We start from the raw sequence: 18277 nt of genomic DNA, 5'->3' as shown, positions 1-18277 counted from the left end.
CTCGGTCCGTGTTGTCCGGACCGTTAGATGTTGATCCGGTCGTATCGACCGAACACCCCGCGGTAGGCCAGCGCGCCGAGGGCGCCGCCGATCAGCGGGAACACGATGAACGCCCACAGCTGGCCGAGTGCGCCGTCCTGGTAGGGCGCCACCGCGATGCTGCGGGCCGGGTTCACCGAGGTGTTGTCGATCGGGATCGACACCAGGTGGATCACCGCAAGGGTGAAACCGATGGAGATGCCGGCCAGCGGCACGTCCGAGATCTGGTCCGTCGAGGCCATGACCACGAACACCAGCAGCGCGGTGAGGAGCACCTCGATGACGATCATCGCGGCGAGGCCGTAGCCGTTCTCCAGCACCCCGATGCCGAGCGGCCCCTTGATCGCCGACGGGCTGTGCGCGCCCCACCCGTTGGCGCCGAGCCCCGCCGAGGCGCGGTTGTAGGAGGGCAGCGACTTGGCCACCGAATAGAGGACGACGCCCGCGAGCACGCCGCCGAGCAACTGGGCCACCACGTACAGACCGGCCTTGGCCGCGGCGATCCGGCCGAGCAGGAAATGCCCGAAGGTGACGGCCGGGTTCACGTGGCAACCCGAGATGGGTCCGATCGAGTAGACGAGGAACAGCAGGGTGAGGCCGAACGCCAGGGCGACGCCCAGGTTGCCGACCTTGTCGCCCGCGATCACCGCGGTGCCAACGGAGGCGAACACCAAGACGAACGTGCCGATGCCCTCGGCGATGTACTTCTTGGCGTCCGAGATCGGTTCCTTCTCGGCGATTTCCTGCGCAGTTGGAGACATGTGCCACCTTCGATTAGATCGGTTCAGGGCGTACCACAAGGACTCGGGCCGGACGCTACGCGAGGCCGGTACCCTGCACAACGACATCGAGGCCGTTTCGGGGAACGCATGCCGGTTTGGGTTCACAGCGGCATCCCTGGTAATCTCGAGCGTCGGCGCCCAAGTGCGCCCAAAGCTTCTTAGACAAGAAACCGAGCGAAAACGACAGGATTCTACGCGTGGCCAACATCAAGTCCCAGGTGAAGCGGATCGCTACCAACGAGCGCCAGCGACTGCGCAACCAGTCGGTGAAGTCCTCGCTGCGTACCGCGATCCGTTCCTTCCGTGAGGCTGCGTCCTCGGGCGACAAGGCGAAGGCCGACGAGCTCCTCCTGGTCGCGAGCCGCAAGCTCGACAAGGCAGCCAGCAAGGGCGTCATCCACGCCAACCAGGCCGCCAACAAGAAGTCGGCCCTCGCGCTGGCCGCCAACAAGCTCTGACGTAAACCGTCTCGCAGAACCGCCCGGTCCACGACCGGGCGGTTTTTCGCGTTCCGGCGTCAGGGCCTGCGGGCGTTGACGAACTGGGTGACCCCGCGGATCTGCTGCGCCACGTCGATCAGCCCCGCCGCGGCGAACGCCTCCGGCAGGGTCGCGCGGTCGTACATGCGGACGCCGAGGGTGCCCGCCGCCAACCCGAGCGCCGACCGCAGCAGCGGGTGCTCGCGGCCGTAGCTGGTCATCACCGCGATCCGACCGCCAGGCGCGAGCACCCGGATCATCTCGTCGACGACAGTCATCGGTTCCGGGACGAGGTAGAGCGCGGCATAGCAGCAGACGGCATCGAACGTCCCGTCGTCGAACGGCAGCCGCCTGGCATCTCCGCGAACGTAGGCGGCGTGCGGGCCGCGGCCCGTGCGCACCGCCTGATCGAGCATGGGTCGCGAGATGTCGAACCCGACCGCGACGCCCTCCCCCGCGAGTCGCTCGCCGAAGTAGCGGGTGAAGTTGCCAGGGCCGCACGCCACATCGAGGACCCGCTGCTCACCGCCGAGGCCGAGGTCGGCGGCCGCCTTCGCTCGCTCGCCGCCCGCCGACAGTCCGTTGGCCCCCATCACGGCGGTCCAGACCGGACGCCAGGCCCGCTCGTACACGGCGGCGACGAGTCGATTGTTCATCGCGTGCTGAGCCGCCGTCGGTCGCGGCGAGCCCTCGTCCCGGAGCAGGTCGAGGTAGCCCGCGTCGGCGCGCGCGCTAGCACGCAGGTCGTCCGGACGGAGCAGTGCACGCGCCCGCTCGAGCGCACGCTCGCCGTCGTCGGGCGCGGGACTCACCGGTACAGCTCGGCGACGCGCCGAACCGCGAACTCCACGGCGTAGTCCGGGTCCGCGGCCGCGCCCTTGACGTCGGCATTGAGCTGGGCGACGACACCGAGGGCCTCACCGATGGACTCGGTACCCCAGCCGCGCGCCTGCCCCTGCGCCTTCTTGATCTTCCAGGGCGGCATGCCCAGCTCGGACGCCATCCGGAACGGGTCGCCACGGCCGGCGGAGCCCACCCGGGCGACGGTGTGCACGGCGTCGGCGAGGGCGTCGGCGAGCAGCACGTGCGGGACGCCCCGCAGCATCGCCCACCGCAGTGCCTCCATCGCGCCGGTCCGGTCACCCGAGACCGCCAGCTCGGCGACGTCGAAGCCCGAGACCTCGGCCTTGCCCGTGTAGTACTTCTGCACGGCGGCCGCGTCGATCAGTCCGCCGGTGTCGGCTGCGAGCTGCGAGCAGGCCGCGGCCAGCTCGCGCAGGTCGGACCCGACCGCGTCGATCACCGCCTGGATGACCTCCGGCGAGACCCGAACGCCCGCCGCGCGGAACTCGCCACGCACGAAATCGGCGCGCTCGCCCTGCTTGCTGAGCTTGGCGCAGTCGTGCACGACGGCGCCGGACTTCTGCAACGCCCCCACCATCGCCTTGGCGCGGCCGCCACCGGAATGCAGGATCACCAGGACGAATCCCTCGGGCGGTGCGGCCGCGGCATCGAGGACCAGCGCGACCGAGTCCTTGCCCGCCTCGGCGGCGGCCTCGAGCACGATCACCCGGTCCTCGGCGAACAGCGAGGGACTGAGCAGCTCGGCGAACTCCGCGACGCTGACGTCACCCGCCCGAAGCCTGGTCACGGGCAGTTCCTCGGCGTTCGCCGAGCTCGCCCTGACCGCGGAGACGATGCCTGCGACCGCGCGATCGATCAGCAGTTCCTCGTCACCGAGTACCAGGTGGAGCGGCGCGGGAGCGGGGGATGCGGGACTCACCCGACGATGGTCCCACGATGCGCCGACACGGCGCGGCGGGGAGTCGTGCCTGCGCCTGTCGCGAACCCGACCCGGGCCTTGCATGGGACGCGGAGTCTCAGTAAATTGAGGCGGCACCACAGAGCCGGTCAGGCCCGGACGCACGCACTCGCCGAACCGCACCGAACCACGACCAGGGAGACCATCGATGGCGACGTCAACGACACCCCCAGCCGAGTTGCTCGATCCCACCTATCGCGAACTGCTGCAAACGCTTTCCGAGGGATCCGTCCACCGCCGCTTCGATCCCTATCTCGATATCGATTGGGATGCACCGGAATTCGCCATCGACCCGGAAGATCCGCGCTGGGTCCTCTCCCCCGAGATCGATCCGCTCGGCGCCACCCGCTGGTATCGGGAGCAGCCGCTGGAGCGACAGATCGCGATCGGGAAGTGGCGCCAGGCCAACTCGGTCAAGGTCGGCGCGGCCTTCGAGAGCATCCTGATCCGCGGAATGATGCAGTACATCATGAAGCTGCCCAACCGGTCGCCGGAGTTCCGCTACTGCCTCCACGAGATGACCGAGGAGTGCAACCACATCCAGATGTTCCAGGAGCTCGTCAACCGGATCGGGGTCGACGTTCCCGGCATGCGGCGGCCCTTCCGCGCGCTGTCCCCGTTCATCGGGGTGGCAGGCGGCTACGCGCACGTGATCCTCTTCATCGGCATCCTCGGCGGCGAGGAGCCGATCGACCACTACCAGAAGGCGTTGATCCGCGAGGGCGCGAACATCCCGCCCGCGATGCTGCGCACCATGGAGATCCACATCGCCGAGGAGGCGCGGCACATCTCCTTCGCCAACGAGTTCCTCAAGGCCCACGTCGGCATGATGAGCGCCGCCTCCAAGGCCGTGTGCGCGGTGAGCTTCCCCCTCGCCATGCGCTGGCTCGCCGGCGAGATCATGACCCCGCCAAAGGCATTCGCCAAGGAGTTCGGGATCCCGCGCGCGGTGATGAAGGAGGCGTTCTGGCGCAGCGAGCACTCCCGCACCATCCTGCGGGGCTACTTCGGCGACATGCGCGCGCTCGCCGAGGAACTGGGCCTGATGAACGCGCTCACCACCCGGTTGTGGCGGCGGCTGCACATCGACGGGCCGCCCTCTCGCTACCGCAGCGAGCCCGACCGTCAGGCTCGGCAGGCCGCCTGACCCGACAGCTGCGCGATGACCGCGGACAGCTCCGCCGTCGGGTCGACGGTCACGCCTGCCGAGCGCGCGGCGCCGTCCAGCACGAACCAGGCCAGCCGCGCGAGGTCGGCCACGATCTCCGACCGGTCACGCGTGGGCTCGGGATCGTTGACCCATTGCGTCAGGGTGCCCTCGACCATGGTCACCACCGCGAACGGCACGGCGTCGAACGCGCTGTCGTCGACGTCGATGAGCGTGGCGATCGACGAGATGAGCTCCCTGGCCCGGTCCGACATCCGGACCTTCAGACCGCTCACTGCGTCGATGTCCGCGCCGACGGTGATCGGCCCGGTGCGGGCGAACTCGTTCAGGCGCGGGTGGTCGGTCATCCAGTCCGCCACGGCGCGAATGGTCCGGACGAGGATCTCCTCGACCGACCCGGTGGAGATGTCGAGTTGGGTGTCCAGGGTGCGGGAGAACTCGTCGACGAGATACGCCCGTACCCGGCAGTCCAGGTCCTCGCGGCCGTCGAACTGTCGGTACACCACCGATTTGGCGAGCCCGGCACGAGTCGCGATCTGCTGCACCGGAATGTCCGCGCCCGCCGGGCTCTCCTCGAGCATCGCGACCGCCGCCTCGAGGATCCGTGTCTGCCGCTCGAGATTGTGTTGCTCCCAGCGGGCCTCGTGCCCGCTGGCGGAGCGCGACTCCTCGGACCGCTTCGCGGTGATCGACATGGGCCGAGTCTAACGATCAGGGGCCGGGTCATCACGGTCGTCCGACTGCGATGGCCCCGCCACCGGATCTGCCGACCGCGACGTCGCCGCCCCTGTCGGTCCTGGCGACCGTCGCGCCCATCTCCTGCAGGGCACGCAGGATGCCGGGGTTGGGGTGGCCGAAGGTGTTGCCCTCCCCGACCGAGACCACGACCAGGTTCGCCCCGACCGCCCGCAGGAACTCCTCGGTGGTGGTGCGCGAGCCGTGGTGCGGCAGTTTGAGGATGTCCGCGGCCACCGGCACCCGATCCCGCAGCAGGTCCCGCTGACCGTCCGCCTCGACGTCCCCGGTCAGCAGGATCCGTCCCGCGACGGTGTCCACCGACAGCACCAGCGATTGGTCGTTCGCCATCTCCGCCCCCGCGGCCGGGCTGCGCGGCACGGGAAGCGTCGGCCCGAGGACCCGGAATGTCAGCGCCCCCAGCTGCAGCTGCTGTCCCGCCCGCGCCTCCCTGATCGCCACGCCCGCGGCCGCGGTCTGCGTGCTCACCTGGCGAAAACCGCTCTCCGGCTGGTGCATCGGGCCGAGCACCACGGCACCGACTCGGCGGCCCCGCAGCACCCCTGGCAGGCCGTCGATGTGGTCGGCATGCAGATGCGTCAGCACCACCGCCACGATCGTCCGCACGCCCAGCCGGTCGAGGCAGCCGTCGACGAGTCGCGCTTCCGGGCCCGCATCGACCACCACCGCCGTGCCGTCGCCCGCGGCGAGCACCAGCGCGTCGCCCTGCCCGACGGCGCAGGCCACCAGCACCCAGTCCCGCAACGGCCAGCCCGGCCACAGGACCCGGACCGGCACCCACACCAGCGCCAGCCCCAGCACCGCGGCTGCGAGCACCCGCCGCAGCCACCGGGATCGGATCGCGAGCAGCAGGCCGACCGCGATCCCCGCCACCGCCGCGGCGCCGCCGAGCCCGGCGGGAACAGCAACCGTGGCGCCCGGTGCCCCCGCGGACCACTCGGCGACCCGCAGCAGCCACCACAGCGGCGGCCCGGTCGCCCGCACGATCAGTTCGCCGAGCGGGAGCCACACCGCGGCACCCGCGGCCCCGATCGCGCCGATCACGGTGACCGGCGCGATCACAGGGGCGACAGCGACGTTGGCGACGATCGCCACCGTGCTGAGAGTGCCGGACATCGCCGCCACGATCGGCACCGTCGCGACGTACGCGGCGGTCGCCACCGCCACCGCCTCGGCCAGCGCGCGCGGCCAGCCGCGCTCCCGAAGCCATCGCGCCCAGCCGGGCGCGAGCAGCACCAGCGCCGCGGTCGCCGCGACGGACAACGCGAACCCGAAATCGACTGCCAACGCGGGAAACAACGCCAGCAGGACGATCACCGCCGCCCCGAGCGCCGGCATCGCCTGTTTGCGCCTGCCGGTCGTCAGGGCGAGCAGCCCGATCGAGCCCATCACCGCGGCCCTGAGCACGCTCGGCGACGGCCGGGCCAGGATCACGAAGGCCGCCAGCGCCGACGCCGCCAGCACCGCCGACGCGCGCGGGCCGAGCGCCAACGCCCGCATGAGCAGCAGCACGGCGCCGATCAGGATCGAGATGTTCGCCCCGGAGACCGCGGTCAGATGCGACAGCCCGGCGGCGGTGAAATCGTCCCGCACCCCGCCCGGCAGCGCGGAGGTGTCCCCCACCACCAGACCAGGCAACAGACCGGCGGCGTCGGGCGGCAGCGCCGATCGCGCGGCCGCGGCGAAGCGGTCCCGGACCGCGTCGGCCGCCCGCTGCGTCGGTGGCGCCGGTTCGACGCGCAGCGGCGCCCCCGTCACGCGGATGGTCGCGACCGTGAGATCGCGGCGAATCGGGCGGCTCACCTTGCCGCGCAGGCTCACCCGCTGCCCCGGCAGGAGCGCCTGCCAGCCGTGCGCAGGAGCGAAGATCACCACCGAACCGCCGACGGCGAATCCGCCTACCCCGGATCCTCCCGCGTCGATCGACCGCAGCGACGCCCGCACCATCACGGTGTCGCCGGCCGGAGAACGCACGTGCCTCGGGTCGTCCACCGGCACGACCGTGAGGCTCACGTGGCCTCCCCGCGACGCGACCGCGGCCAGCGGGTGCTCGGCCACCGCGCGCTCGCGGGCCGCGACGGCGACCGCGAAGCCGGCGCCGATCAGCAGCGCGGCGATCAGCACACCCGCGGCCGCTCGGCGAATGCCCGCCACCGCGACGACCACGGCGACGGCCGCCGCGGCCAGCGCGCCGACCGCCGTCCACAGCGCGGCCCGCCATCCCAGCTCGATCCCGACCAACGTTGCGCCCCAGCACATCCCCGCCGACGGCAGCAGCCGTAGGTCGAGCACTCGCCCCTCGGGAGCCGGGCCGCCAGGTGTCGCCATCTACACGGTCACCAGCGCGCGCAACTTCTCCAGCCGGGCCGGGCCGATCCCGTCCACCTCGCCGAGCTGTTCGACGTCGGTGAACCGCCCGTTGGCCTGCCGCCATGCGGCGATGGCCGCCGCCGTGACCGGACCAACCCCCGGCAGCCCGTCCAGCTCCGCCTCGGTCGCCGTGTTGAGGTTCACCCTGCCGGGAGCCGCAGGGCCGGGCGGACGGGCCGTGCCCGCCGCGGCAGGGCCCGCTCCGATGGTGGCGCTGCCCACCGTGACGGGCGCCCCGTCGCGTGGCGCCAGCCCGACCAGGACCTGGTCGCCGTCGCTGAGGCGCTGCGCCAGGTTCAGCCCCAGCAGGTCGGCGCCGTCCTTTGCGCCGCCCGCCGCCGCGAGCGCGTCCGCGATCCGCGCCCCCGCAGGCAGGTGCACCAGACCCGCGGTCCGCACCAGACCGACGACGCTGACCACCAGCTCGGCCGGCGGTGGCGCGGCCGCGGGATCCGCCGGCGTCGGCGTCGGGGTCGGCACGTCCCCTGGCTGCCCAGGGGATTCGGTGGACACGACCGGCACCGGTTCGACCGCCCGCGCGACGGGCCGGTCCCGCCAGGCCATCAGGCCACCGATCACCGCCGCGACGAGCGCCACCGCCGCCAACGCCACGACCCCGCCGCGGCCGGGCGACAGCCGCGGGCGCGCCGGGGCCGCCTGCTCGGTCAGCCACTCGGGTGCGTGCAGGCCCGGATCGCCGTCACCGGGTTCCGGCACGGGTTCCGCCTGATCGACGCGGCCCCAGGCGGTCGCGGGCTTGTCGACCCGGCCGCCGGCAGCGATCGCCTCGAGTCGTTGCCTGATCCGGTCACGGGTCTCGTCGGTGCTGCGCATGGCAGCGACGCTAGGACCGCGATCTGCCCGGTTCAGGCCGGCAGACCCCGGGTTCGGGCCTGCTGTGGATCAGTTCTCGGGCTGTGGATGAGCGCCGTCGCCCGGCGCAGCGGGCTCCGCCGCCATGTTCTCGGCGTCGGCGCCGCCGGGGCAGACCAGCACGCCGATGGCACCGGGGCCGACGTGCGTGCCGATCACGGTTCCGATCTCCGAGACCACCATCTCGCTGATCGACGGGATCCGCTCCCGCAACGCGTCCGCGACCTCCTCGGCCCGCTCCGGTGCCTGCAGATGGTGCACGGCCACCGCGGCCGGGCCCTCCCCCGCGTACTCGGCCGCGCTCTCGACGATCTTGGCGAGCGCCTTGGTCGCGGTGCGGGTCTTCTCCCTGAGCACCAGCTTGCCGTCCACCAGGTGCAGCACCGGCTTCATGGCCAGCGCGGTCCCGAGCAACGCCGCGGCGGTGCCGATCCGGCCGCCCTTGCGCAGGTGATCGAGCCGATCGACCATGATCAGCAGTCGGCCGCGGTTCGCGACGTCCACGGCGCGCTCATAGACCGCCCGTAGATCGCCGCCTGCCTTCGCGAGCCGGGCGGCAGCCAGTGCCGGGTAGCCCAATCCCATTGCCGTGGACTGTGAATCGACGATGCGCACGTTCCCGCCGAATTCCTCGGCGGCCTGCCGTCCCGCCTCCCAGGTACCGGAGAGCTGACGCGAGATGTGCACGGCGAGCACGCCGTCGCCCGCGCTCTCGTCCAGTGCCCGCGAGTATGCCTCGGTCAGCTCGCCGGGAGAGGCCCCAGACGTGGTGATCGCGGCTCCCTGCGGGAGCTGTTGGGGCATCTCGTCGACGCCCTCCCTGACATCGCTGCCGTCGACGAGGACATGCAGGGGCACGATGCGAATCCCGTACCGCTGGGCCACTTCGGGAGCGATACAGGCCGAGGAATCGGTGACGACGACGACGGGCACAGGCCTACCGTATGCCCTCCAGCGGTTCCCGGCCGGGAACCGCTGCGCGGATCGCGCTGAGCATGGCGGCGGCGACCCGCTCGTGCCCCTCCCAGCCCCAGTGGATGCCGTCCGGATTGCCGTGTTCCGAGAAGACGTTCTCCCGAACCGCCTCGGCGAGGTCGACGAGCGGAACGTTCTTCTCCGCACCCCACTGTTCGAGCGCGCGCACCGCACCCGGCCGGCCCGAATGCACCTTGCCGTAGGCGTCGCAGTCGTGGACGGACGGAAGGGTGCCGATCACCGGGAGTTCGGGGCGCATGTATTCCAATGCGTTCCTTGCACTCTCGAGATACTCGACGCTCAGCTTCGGGGGCAGCGCGACCGGCCAGCCGAGCGGCGACAGCCGCGGCTGCAGCCAACCATAGGCGGACCGGACCACGCGCCGCAGCGCGGGCGGACGCACGTACCGGATCTGCTCACGCAGCGCGGTCGGCAGCGGCGAGGGCAACGAGTCCATGCCGCCGACGGCGAAGACGACGGCCCCCGCGCGTGGCACGGTGGCCCACACCCGCGGATCCTGGATCAACGCCCAGTAGGCATCTCGACTGGTCCAGCCGATTCGGGCGACCAGTTCGACGTCCCAGCCGAGCTCGGCGGCAACGATGCTGGGCCAGATCCGCGGGTGATCGGCCGGCAGCCCGCCCTTGGGCCCGAAGTAGGCAAGGGAATCGGCCAGCACCAACAGGACCGGGCGGCCGGGCTCGGCGGGCGGTTCGACCGCGAGCTCAGAGGACATCGCTGGCCACCGTCGCCGAAGCGTTCCACACGTCCAGACGCCAGTTCGGCTCGTCCTGGTCCCCGTGTCCGCTCAGCTGCACCCAACTGGTGTTGCCGAGGCCCCCGAACACCGACCACCGGTCGACGGGCAGGTCCAGCAGCGCGGCCGTGAGGGCGGCGATCAGCCCGCCGTGCGCGACCAGCACGATCGGCTCGTCTCCCCAGCCCTCCTGCCGGGCAACCAGTTCGGTCACCACCGGCTTCGCGCGTCGGGCCACGTCGATCCGGCTCTCGCCGCCGGGCGGCGCCCACCCGGCGTCGGCGCGCCAGGCCATCCGGGCACCAGGGTCACGCTCGTCGACCTGTGTATGGGTCAGTCCCTGCCACTCGCCGAGATGGGTCTCGCGCAGCCGCTCGTCGAGTGCGACCTCGAGGCCCGCGTGCTCGCCCAACGCGGTGGCCGTGTCGTGGGCCCGCCGCAGGTCCGAGGAGACGATCTCGATCGGGCGTCGCTCGGCCAGCACCCTGGCCGCCGACTTCGCCTGCACCCGACCGAGTTCCGAGAGATCGGTGTCGAGCTGACCCTGCATCCGGTCGCCTGCGTTGTACTCGGTCTGGCCGTGCCGGAGCAGGATCAGGCGCCGGACCGACGGGCCGGTGGTGGGGCTTTCGGTCACTGAGCGGACTCCGGGTAGTCGGGGGACTCCACGGCCTCGTCCTCGGGCGTGCCCGCGATCTTCGAACGCGGCTCGATGCCGTCGACCGGGACCACCGGGCAGTCCTTCCACAGCCGCTCGAGCGCGTAGAAGTTCCGCTCCTCGTCGTGCTGGACGTGGACGACCATGTCGACGTAGTCGAGCAGCGCCCAGCGACCCTCGCGGGTGCCCTCCTTGCGGACCGGCTTGTGGCCTGCCTCGCGCAGCTTCTCCTCGACGTTGTCGACGATGGCGTTGACCTGACGCTCGTTCGCCGCGGACGCGATGACGAAGCAGTCGGTGATGACGAGCTGCTCGGAGACGTCGAGCACCACCACATCGCTCGCCAGTTTCTCGTCTGCTGCCAGCGCCGCGATTCGCGACATTTCAAGGGCTTCGGCGGTTGCGCTCACTACGTGTTCTCCCGGTTCTGCGGATGGGTACTGATCTTGTGCGGTGCCGGTTGCGACACGGTGACGGCGCCGTCGAGGCGCTCGGAATCGTGCGGTCGGTACAGATTGCGTTTCGAGATGTACTGCACGACCCCGTCCGGCACCAGGTACCAGACGGGACGGTTCTCGGCGGCCCGGAGCCGGCACTCGGTCGAGGAGATCGCAAGGGCGGGGACCTCGATCAGCGTGACGGCGTCCTCCGGCAGGCCCTCCAGGTGTTCGGCCAGGTGCCCGACGCCGAGCTCGAAGCCAGGACGGCTCACGCCGACGAACTTCGCGAGTTCGAACAGTTCCTCCCAGTCCTGCCAGGACAGGATGCTCTCCAGCGCGTCCGCGCCGGTGATGAAGAACAGTTCGGCATCGGGATGCTGCCGGTGCAGATCGCGGAGGGTGTCCACGGTGTAGGTGGCCTTCTCGCGGTCCACGTCCACCCGGCTGACCGAGAAGCTCGGGTTCGAGGCCGTCGCGATCACGGTCATCAGGTAGCGGTCCTCGGCCGGGCTGACGGTGCGCGCGGCCTTCTGCCACGGCTGCCCGGTCGGCACGAAGATCACCTCGTCGAGCGCGAACCGGTCCGCGACCTCGCTGGCCGCGACCAGGTGGCCGTGGTGGATCGGGTCGAAGGTGCCGCCCATCACACCGAGACGGCGCGGTCGCCGTCTCGGGGCTGCTCCTGGTTCCTGCTGCACGAGTGTCGAGCTTACTGGCTGCCGCGGCGCGACCCGACCGAGCGCCGTCACACCGGGAGCAGACCCTCGACCACCGCGGCGAGCTGCTGCGCCGACCGGCACTCGTGCATGGTCACCGCGTCCGCGTAGACGAAGGCCGCGGAGTCGCCGCTGCCCCACTGCCCGCGCGGCTCCGGGTTGAGCCAGTGCGTGTGCTTGGCGACAGCGGCGAGGTGGGTGAGCGCGGCGATGTTCGGGTCGCGGTAGTTGTTGCGCGCGTCGCCGAGGATCAGCAGCGAGCTCTTGCTGGTCAGGCTGTGCGCGAAGCGTTCGGCGAAGACACCGAGCGCATTGCCGTAATCGGAATGGCCGTCGTAGGTGATCAGCTCGGCCTCGCGGATCATCCGCGACATCGCCGCGCCGAGGTCGGCGCCCGCGTCGAAGAACCGGGTGACCTCGTCGGTGGTGTCGATGAACGCGAAGACCCGCACCCGGGAGAACTGCTCCCGCAGCGCGTGCACGAGTAGCAGCGTGAAGTTGCTGAAGCCCGCCACCGAACCGGAGACGTCGCACAGCACCACCAGCTCCGGTCGGGCCGGCCGCGGCTTGCGCTGCACGAGGTCGATCGGCACCCCGCCGGTCGACATCGACTTGCGCAGCGTCTTGCGCAGGTCGATGGCCCCCGCCCTGCTGCGCTTGCGCCTGGCCGCGAGCCGGCTCGCCAGCTTGCGCGCCAGGGGGCTCACGCTGCGGCGCAGCGCCACCAGCTCGGAGTCCGAGGCCCGGAGGAAGTCGACCTCCTCGGCGAGCCGGGGTACCCCGTAGGTCGCCACCCGGTCCTTGCCGAGCTGTTCGGCGGACCGGCGGCGTGTCTCCACCTCGACCATCTTGCGGAAGTCCGCGATCCGCTGAGCGGCGGTCCTGCGCGCGACCTCGGTGGCGTAGTCGCCGTCCGGGTGCTCACCGTCGACGCTGTTGCCGATCAGCCCGTCGAGGATCCGGGCGAGCAGCGTCTCCGGCGCCACGTCGCGCAGTGCCTGGTAGGCGGAGAAGGAGGGCCCCTTGGACGACTCGTACTTGCCGAGCTCCTCGACGAGCTGCCCGGTGAGCAGCTCGGTCATCGCCAGCGACTCCGGCGATCCGTCGGCGAGCAGTCCGGCGATCAGCTCCCGCAGGGCGTCGAAGTCCACCTCGCCCTCGGGGGTGCGCGGGATCGACACCTCGGCGCCGCCGTCCGCGCGCAGTCCGACCCCGGCGGGGAACCAGAGGTCGAACAGCGCGTCGAAGGTGGCGCGGTGGGTGGGCCTGCGCAGGAGCGAACAGGCCAGGCCCTCACGCAGTGACTCGCGGTCGAGCAGGTCGAGCACCGCCATCACCCGACCGGCGTCCACGGTTTCCGAGGGTCCGACCGCGATCCCCCGCTTGCGCAGCGCCTCGACGAATTCGACGAGGTGGCCGGGCAGCCCGTGCGGCGACGCGAGGGCACCGGGCGTGTGGGGCGTTGCGGCCATGTCGGTTCCGTCCTCTCGGTTCGGACGAGCTAGTTCAGCCGGAGTTCGGCCGCGGCCCGCAGCTGATCGGACTGGTGCTTGAGGATGACGCCCATCGTGGCGCGGACCGCATCGTCGTCGAGCGTGTCCATGCCGAGCGCCAGCAGCGTGCGACCCCAGTCGATGGTCTCGGCGACCGACGGCAGCTTCTTGAGCTGCATGCCGCGCAACACCCTGATCGTCCGCACGAGCTGCTCGGCCACCGCCTCGGGCAGCTCGGGAACGCGGCTGGCGAGGATGCGCCGCTCGAGGTCCGCGTCCGGGAAGTCGAGGTGCAGGAACAGGCAGCGGCGCTTGAGCGCCTCGGAGAGCTCGCGGGTCGCGTTCGAGGTCAGCACCGCGAACGGCTTCCGGCTGGCGACGATGGTGCCCAGCTCGGGAACGGTCACCGCGAAGTCGCTGAGCACCTCGAGCAGCAGGCCCTCGATCTCGACGTCCGCCTTGTCGACCTCGTCGATCAGCAGCACGGTCGGGTCCTCGCGCCGGATCGCGGTGAGCAGCGGACGCGGCAGCAGGAACTCCTCGGAGAACACGTCCTGCTTGGTCGAATCCCAGTTGTCACTGCCCGCCTGGATGCGCAGGATCTGCTTGGCGTGGTTCCACTCGTACAGCGCGCGGGACTCGTCGACCCCCTCGTAGCACTGCAGGCGCACCAGTTCCGCGTCCGAGACCTGCGCGACCGCCCGGGCCAGCTCGGTCTTGCCGACGCCTGCGGGCCCCTCGATGAGCAGCGGCTTGCCCAGCCGGTCGGCGAGGAACACCGCCGTCGCGGTGGCCTTGTCGGAGAGGTACCCGGTCTCGGCGAGCCGGGAGATCACCTCATCGACGCTCGCGAAGATCGGCGGCGTCGTCGGAAGTGCGCGGTCCACACTCGCTCCTTGTGCTTGTCGGTGTCTGTCAGTCCTGCGGGCCCGGCGACTACACCGGTCGGGTGTGTCCGTCGCCCCAGACGGTCCACTTGGTGGAGGTCAGCTCGGGCAGGCCCATCGGACCGCGCGCGTGCAGCTTCTGCGTCGAGATGCCGATCTCCGCGCCGAACCCGAACTGCTCGCCGTCGGTGAACGCGGTGGAGGCGTTGACCATCACGGCGGCCGCGTCGACCCGGGCGGTGAACTCGCGGGCCGCGGCCAGATCAGCGGTCACGATGGCCTCGGTGTGACCGGTGCCGTAGCGGTTGATGTGGTCGATCGCGTCGTCGATCCCGTCGACCACCTTGAGCGCGACGTCGAGCGAGAGGTACTCCTCGGCCCAGTCGGCCTCGGTTGCGGGCACCTGCCCGGGCAGGTCGCCGTGGATGATCACACCCTGCGACTGCAGCGCCTGGGTCACGGCGGGCAACGCGGTCTCGGCGATGGCCTTGTCGATGAGCACGGTCTCGGCGGTGTTGCACACGCTCGGGCGGCGGGTCTTGGAGTTCAGCACGATCTTGACGGCCATCGGGAGGTCGGCCGCGGCGTGCACGTAGACGTGGCAGTTGCCGACGCCCGTCTCGATCGTCGGCACGGTCGCGTCGCGGACGACGGCGTTGATCAGCCCCGCGCCGCCGCGCGGGATGACGACGTCCACTAGGCCGCGGGCCTGGATCAGGTGGGTCACGCTGGAGCGGTCCTCGCTGGAGAGCAACTGCACGGCGTCGGCGGGCAGGTCCTGCGAGACGAGGGAGGTACGCAGCACCTCGACGAGCGCGGCGTTGGAGTGCACGGCGGACGACGAGCCACGCAGCAGCGCAGCGTTGCCGGACTTGAGCGCGAGCCCGAACGCGTCGACGGTGACGTTGGGGCGGGCCTCGTACACCATGCCGATCACGCCGAGGGGCACCCGCACCTGACGGATCTCCAGGCCGTTGGGCAAGGTCGCGCCGAGCACCACCTCGCCGACCGGATCCGCGAGCCCGGCCACCTGCCGCAGGCCTGCCGCGATGCCGCCGACGCGGTCGGCGGTCAGGCGCAGCCGGTCGAGCAGGCTCTCCTCGGTGCCGGTGGCCTTGGCGGCCTCGATGTCGAGGGCGTTGGCGGCGAGCACGGCGTCGGTGGCGGCGAGCACGGCATCGGCCGCCGCGTGCAGCGCCGCGTTCTTCTGCGCCGTCGTCAGCTGGGCCAGGATCCGCGACGCAATGCGGGCGTTGCGGGCGGCCTCGTGAACGGCCGCACGGGCCGGGTCGCCGCGCCCGTCGTCATCGCCCTTGGCAGCGCCGTTCGTCTCCACCGTCTTGCTCACCGCGGTCATGAGTACAGGGTAACGACCGGCCCGGCGCATAATCGTTCAGCCCAAGTAGTTAACAGAGGAAATCAGGTCCCATGACCCAGACCCACACCGAGGTGCTCACCGAGGAACCGTCCGAGGGCTACAGCCGCGGGCTCAGTTCTCGGACCATCCAGATGATCGCACTCGGCGGCGCCATCGGAACCGGCCTGTTCTACGGCGCGGGCGGCGCGATCGAGGAGGCCGGACCGTCGCTGATCCTGGCTTACCTCGCGGCGGGGCTGGTGATCTTCGTGATCATGCGGGCGCTCGGTGAGCTGCTCAGCTACCGCCCCGTCTCGGGCAGCTTCGGCGAGTACGCGGAGGAGTTCCTCGGCCGTTTCTTCGGGTTCGTCACCGGCTGGACGTACTGGGCGGTGTGGGTGGCCACCTGCATGGCCGAGATCACGGTGGCAGGCAAGTACGTCGAGTTCTGGTGGCCGTCCGTGCCCACCTGGCTGACGGCACTGGTGGTGCTGGTCGTACTGTTCGGCGCCAACCTGATCTCGGTCAAGCTGTTCGGCGAGGCCGAGTTCTGGTTCTCCGCCATCAAGATCACCGCGATCCTGGGCATGATCCTGATCGGCATCGGCGTGCTCACCCTCGGCTTCGGTCACGCCACCAACCCGACGGTGACCAACCTGTGGGCGGACGGCGGGGTGTTCCCCAACGGGTTCGGGGCCGCGCTGATGAGCCTGCAGATCGTGATGTTCGCGTACGTGGGAGTCGAACTGGTCGGCGTGACCGCTGGCGAGGCGAGGGACCCGAAGCCGACCCTGCGCAAGGCGATCAACACCCTGCCGTTCCGGATCGGCCTGTTCTACATCGGCTCGCTGGTGGTGATCCTCTCGGTGGCGAGCTGGCGCGACTTCCACGCGGGCATGAGCCCGTTCGTGGAGGTCCTGCAGCAGATCGGCATCCCGGCGGCGGCAGGCATCATGAATTTCGTGCTGCTGACGGCGGCGCTGTCCTCGTGCAACTCGGGCCTCTACTCCACCGGCCGGATGCTGCGCAGCCTGTCGCAGCGCCACGAGGCCCCGGCCGCGCTCGGCGCGCTCAGCAAGCGATCGGTCCCGTTCGCGGGCATCACGCTGTCCGCGGGCGCGATGGTGATCGGCGTGATCGTCAACATCGTCTCCCCCGATCGCGCGTTCCTCTACATCACCTCGGTGTCCACGGTGGGCATCATCTTCGTCTGGGGCACCATCCTGGTCTGCCACCTCCGGTTCCGGGCGGCGGTCCGGGCCGGCAGGCTGCCTGCCGCGGAGTACCGCCTGCCAGGGGCGCCGGTGACCAACTGGCTGGCCCTCGCCTTCCTGGCGATGGTGGTGGTGCTGCTCTTCTTCACCTCGACCGGCCGCACAGCGCTGATCGTCGGTGTCGTGTTCGGGGCCGCGGTGTGCGGCGGATACGCGCTGCTACGGGCGCGCGTGCCCGCCGACACCAACTGAAGGCCCCGCTCCTCACCCTCGGATCAGGAGCTCACCCGCGCGGGGCCGGTGTACTTGACGGCGAGCCGGGCGAGCGCGATCGCCGCGACCATCAGCCCGAAGTCCCGCAGGGCGATGTCGTAGAACCCGGACAGGGTCAGCAGGTTGACAATGATCCCCGCCAGCCAGGCCGCGACCAGCCACGCGCCGAACCTGGGTGCAACGGCGACGGCGAGGCCCGCCACCACCTCGATCACACCGACGACGTACATCCCCTGCTGCGCGGTCCCGGGCAGGATGTCGTCGATCCACGGCGCCAGGTACTGCGGCCAGTCGGTCAGCAGGTTCGTGAACTTGTCGAGACCGAACAGGATCGGTGCCACGGTGAAGACCGTCCGCAACGCCAAGAACGCCTGATAGCCGGGGTCGGAGAGCCGGGCCGAGACCCCGCTGACCTGCCCCTTCGAGTCGGTCGTCATGACGCCCTCCTTTCTAAAATCAATGTAAATTGACTATAGAACCGTTCGCGGAATTTCGTCAACGATGATTGGTTTTACAATGTCGATCATGGATCCGACCCCGCACTCGGACATCTCGGCCGTCTCCTCGCTCGACGAACCGGCCCGGCGACGGCTGTACGACTTCGTCCGTAGACACCAGGAGCCGGTCAGTCGCGACCAGGCCGCGGAGGCACTCGGGCTCGCCAGGCAGACCGCCGCCTTCCACCTCGACAAGCTGGTCGACGCGGACCTCCTGACGGTCGAGTTCGCGCGGCGCAGCGGCCGCTCCGGCCCCGGCGCGGGCCGGCCGGCCAAGCTGTACCGGCGTTCGGACCGCGAGGTGGCGGTGCAACTACCCGAGCGCTCCTACGAGCTGGCCGGGCAGTTGCTCGCCCAGGCCGCCGACGACGCCGAGCGCACGGGCGAGTCGCCACGTGCCGCCCTCGGCAGGCGGGCGACCGACCTGGGGCTCGCCCTCGGGTCGGGCGCGGGCCCGACCGACGCCGAGGTCCTCGCGGTTCTCGAACGGTGCGGCTACGAGCCGCGCGCGGAGGGTACGGACATCGCCCTGGTGAACTGCCCCTTCCATGCCCTCGCCGAGCGGCACACCGAGATGGTGTGCGGGATGAACCTCGCGCTGATCGGCGGGCTGCTCACCGGGGCCGACTGCTCGGCACGCCGCGCCCGACTGGCCCCAACCGCTGGACACTGCTGCGTCCGGATCGGACCGGCCGCGGACCGGGAATCCCGCTAGCCTCGG

At 70.9% G+C, this 18277-nt stretch carries 19 protein-coding genes; 4 read left to right on the top strand and 15 right to left on the bottom strand.

The window, feature by feature from the left end; genetic code table 11:
• Nucleotides 1–23: 23 nt before the first annotated feature.
• On the bottom strand, nt 24–800 hold the full coding sequence (locus BR31_RS0104595) for an aquaporin (RefSeq protein ID WP_027499934.1): 777 nt from the start codon (nt 798–800) through the stop codon (nt 24–26).
• A gap of 218 nt (nt 801–1018) precedes the next feature.
• On the opposite strand from BR31_RS0104595, the gene rpsT reads away from it, so the two are divergent.
• A complete protein-coding gene (gene rpsT, locus BR31_RS0104590; RefSeq protein WP_027499933.1) occupies nt 1019–1279 on the top strand; it encodes a 30S ribosomal protein S20 in 261 nt (86 codons plus the stop codon).
• 59 nt (nt 1280–1338) lie between these two features.
• On the opposite strand, the gene BR31_RS0104585 is transcribed toward rpsT, so the two are convergent.
• Nucleotides 1339–2112 carry a class I SAM-dependent methyltransferase gene (locus BR31_RS0104585; RefSeq protein WP_027499932.1) on the bottom strand — a complete coding sequence of 258 codons (774 nt, stop codon included), beginning with the start codon at nt 2110–2112 and terminating at the stop codon, nt 1339–1341.
• Complete coding sequence (gene holA, locus BR31_RS0104580; RefSeq protein WP_027499931.1) at nt 2109–3083, bottom strand: DNA polymerase III subunit delta; 975 nt, start codon at nt 3081–3083, stop codon at nt 2109–2111. Before holA ends, BR31_RS0104585 begins: the two co-directional genes overlap by 4 nt.
• A 187-nt stretch (nt 3084–3270) precedes the next feature.
• On the opposite strand from holA, the gene BR31_RS0104575 reads away from it, so the two are divergent.
• Nucleotides 3271–4269 (top strand): AurF N-oxygenase family protein, encoded by a 999-nt coding sequence (locus BR31_RS0104575; RefSeq protein WP_027499930.1) that lies wholly within the window; start codon nt 3271–3273, stop codon nt 4267–4269.
• Here BR31_RS0104575 and BR31_RS0104570 read toward each other — a convergent pair.
• The 11 genes from BR31_RS0104570 to BR31_RS0104520 all read right to left on the bottom strand — a co-directional run bounded on the left by BR31_RS0104570 (nt 4248) and on the right by BR31_RS0104520 (nt 15572).
• Nucleotides 4248–4985, bottom strand: a complete 738-nt coding sequence (locus BR31_RS0104570; protein ID WP_037175542.1) for a TetR/AcrR family transcriptional regulator — start codon at nt 4983–4985, stop codon at nt 4248–4250. The two genes, BR31_RS0104575 and BR31_RS0104570, sit on opposite strands and share 22 nt — an antisense overlap.
• Before the next feature lie 31 nt (nt 4986–5016).
• On the bottom strand, nt 5017–7374 hold the full coding sequence (locus BR31_RS0104565) for a ComEC/Rec2 family competence protein (protein ID WP_051636955.1): 2358 nt from the start codon (nt 7372–7374) through the stop codon (nt 5017–5019).
• A complete protein-coding gene (locus tag BR31_RS0104560; RefSeq protein WP_027499927.1) occupies nt 7375–8250 on the bottom strand; it encodes a ComEA family DNA-binding protein in 876 nt (291 codons plus the stop codon). It abuts the gene before it with no gap.
• Nucleotides 8251–8319: 69 nt separating this feature from the next.
• Nucleotides 8320–9222 carry a DegV family protein gene (locus BR31_RS0104555; protein WP_027499926.1) on the bottom strand — a complete coding sequence of 301 codons (903 nt, stop codon included), beginning with the start codon at nt 9220–9222 and terminating at the stop codon, nt 8320–8322.
• A 4-nt stretch (nt 9223–9226) separates the two neighbouring features.
• Nucleotides 9227–10000, bottom strand: a complete 774-nt coding sequence (gene octT, locus BR31_RS0104550) for a diglucosylglycerate octanoyltransferase (protein ID WP_027499925.1) — start codon at nt 9998–10000, stop codon at nt 9227–9229.
• Nucleotides 9990–10658, bottom strand: a complete 669-nt coding sequence (locus BR31_RS0104545) for a histidine phosphatase family protein (protein ID WP_027499924.1) — start codon at nt 10656–10658, stop codon at nt 9990–9992. The genes octT and BR31_RS0104545 overlap by 11 nt, the downstream gene beginning before the upstream one ends.
• Nucleotides 10655–11089 (bottom strand): ribosome silencing factor, encoded by a 435-nt coding sequence (gene rsfS, locus BR31_RS0104540; protein WP_027499923.1) that lies wholly within the window; start codon nt 11087–11089, stop codon nt 10655–10657. The genes BR31_RS0104545 and rsfS overlap by 4 nt, the downstream gene beginning before the upstream one ends.
• A complete protein-coding gene (gene nadD / locus BR31_RS0104535; protein WP_027499922.1) occupies nt 11089–11763 on the bottom strand; it encodes a nicotinate-nucleotide adenylyltransferase in 675 nt (224 codons plus the stop codon). The genes rsfS and nadD overlap by 1 nt, the downstream gene beginning before the upstream one ends.
• Nucleotides 11764–11864: 101 nt before the next feature.
• On the bottom strand, nt 11865–13307 hold the full coding sequence (locus BR31_RS0104530) for a vWA domain-containing protein (protein ID WP_027499921.1): 1443 nt from the start codon (nt 13305–13307) through the stop codon (nt 11865–11867).
• 29 nt (nt 13308–13336) lie between these two features.
• Nucleotides 13337–14215 carry an AAA family ATPase gene (locus BR31_RS0104525; RefSeq protein ID WP_027499920.1) on the bottom strand — a complete coding sequence of 293 codons (879 nt, stop codon included), beginning with the start codon at nt 14213–14215 and terminating at the stop codon, nt 13337–13339.
• Nucleotides 14216–14264: 49 nt separating this feature from the next.
• Nucleotides 14265–15572, bottom strand: a complete 1308-nt coding sequence (locus BR31_RS0104520) for a glutamate-5-semialdehyde dehydrogenase (RefSeq protein WP_027499919.1) — start codon at nt 15570–15572, stop codon at nt 14265–14267.
• A gap of 71 nt (nt 15573–15643) precedes the next feature.
• Between BR31_RS0104520 and BR31_RS0104515 the strand changes: the two genes are divergently transcribed.
• Nucleotides 15644–17038 (top strand): amino acid permease, encoded by a 1395-nt coding sequence (locus BR31_RS0104515; RefSeq protein WP_027499918.1) that lies wholly within the window; start codon nt 15644–15646, stop codon nt 17036–17038.
• Nucleotides 17039–17061: 23 nt separating this feature from the next.
• Here BR31_RS0104515 and BR31_RS0104510 read toward each other — a convergent pair whose 3' ends face one another.
• A complete protein-coding gene (locus BR31_RS0104510) occupies nt 17062–17496 on the bottom strand; it encodes a DoxX family membrane protein (RefSeq protein WP_027499917.1) in 435 nt (144 codons plus the stop codon).
• Nucleotides 17497–17584: 88 nt separating this feature from the next.
• Here BR31_RS0104510 and BR31_RS0104505 point away from each other — a divergent pair, with 88 nt between their 5' ends.
• On the top strand, nt 17585–18271 hold the full coding sequence (locus BR31_RS0104505) for a helix-turn-helix transcriptional regulator (protein WP_027499916.1): 687 nt from the start codon (nt 17585–17587) through the stop codon (nt 18269–18271).
• Nucleotides 18272–18277 lie beyond the last annotated feature (6 nt).

The sequence above is a fragment of the Rhodococcus sp. UNC363MFTsu5.1 genome (genome assembly GCF_000686785.1).
GTDB lineage: Bacteria > Actinomycetota > Actinomycetes > Mycobacteriales > Mycobacteriaceae > Rhodococcus_G > Rhodococcus_G maanshanensis.
Note: the sequence above shows the minus strand (reverse complement) of the source record. Positions and strands in the feature narration are given on the sequence as shown.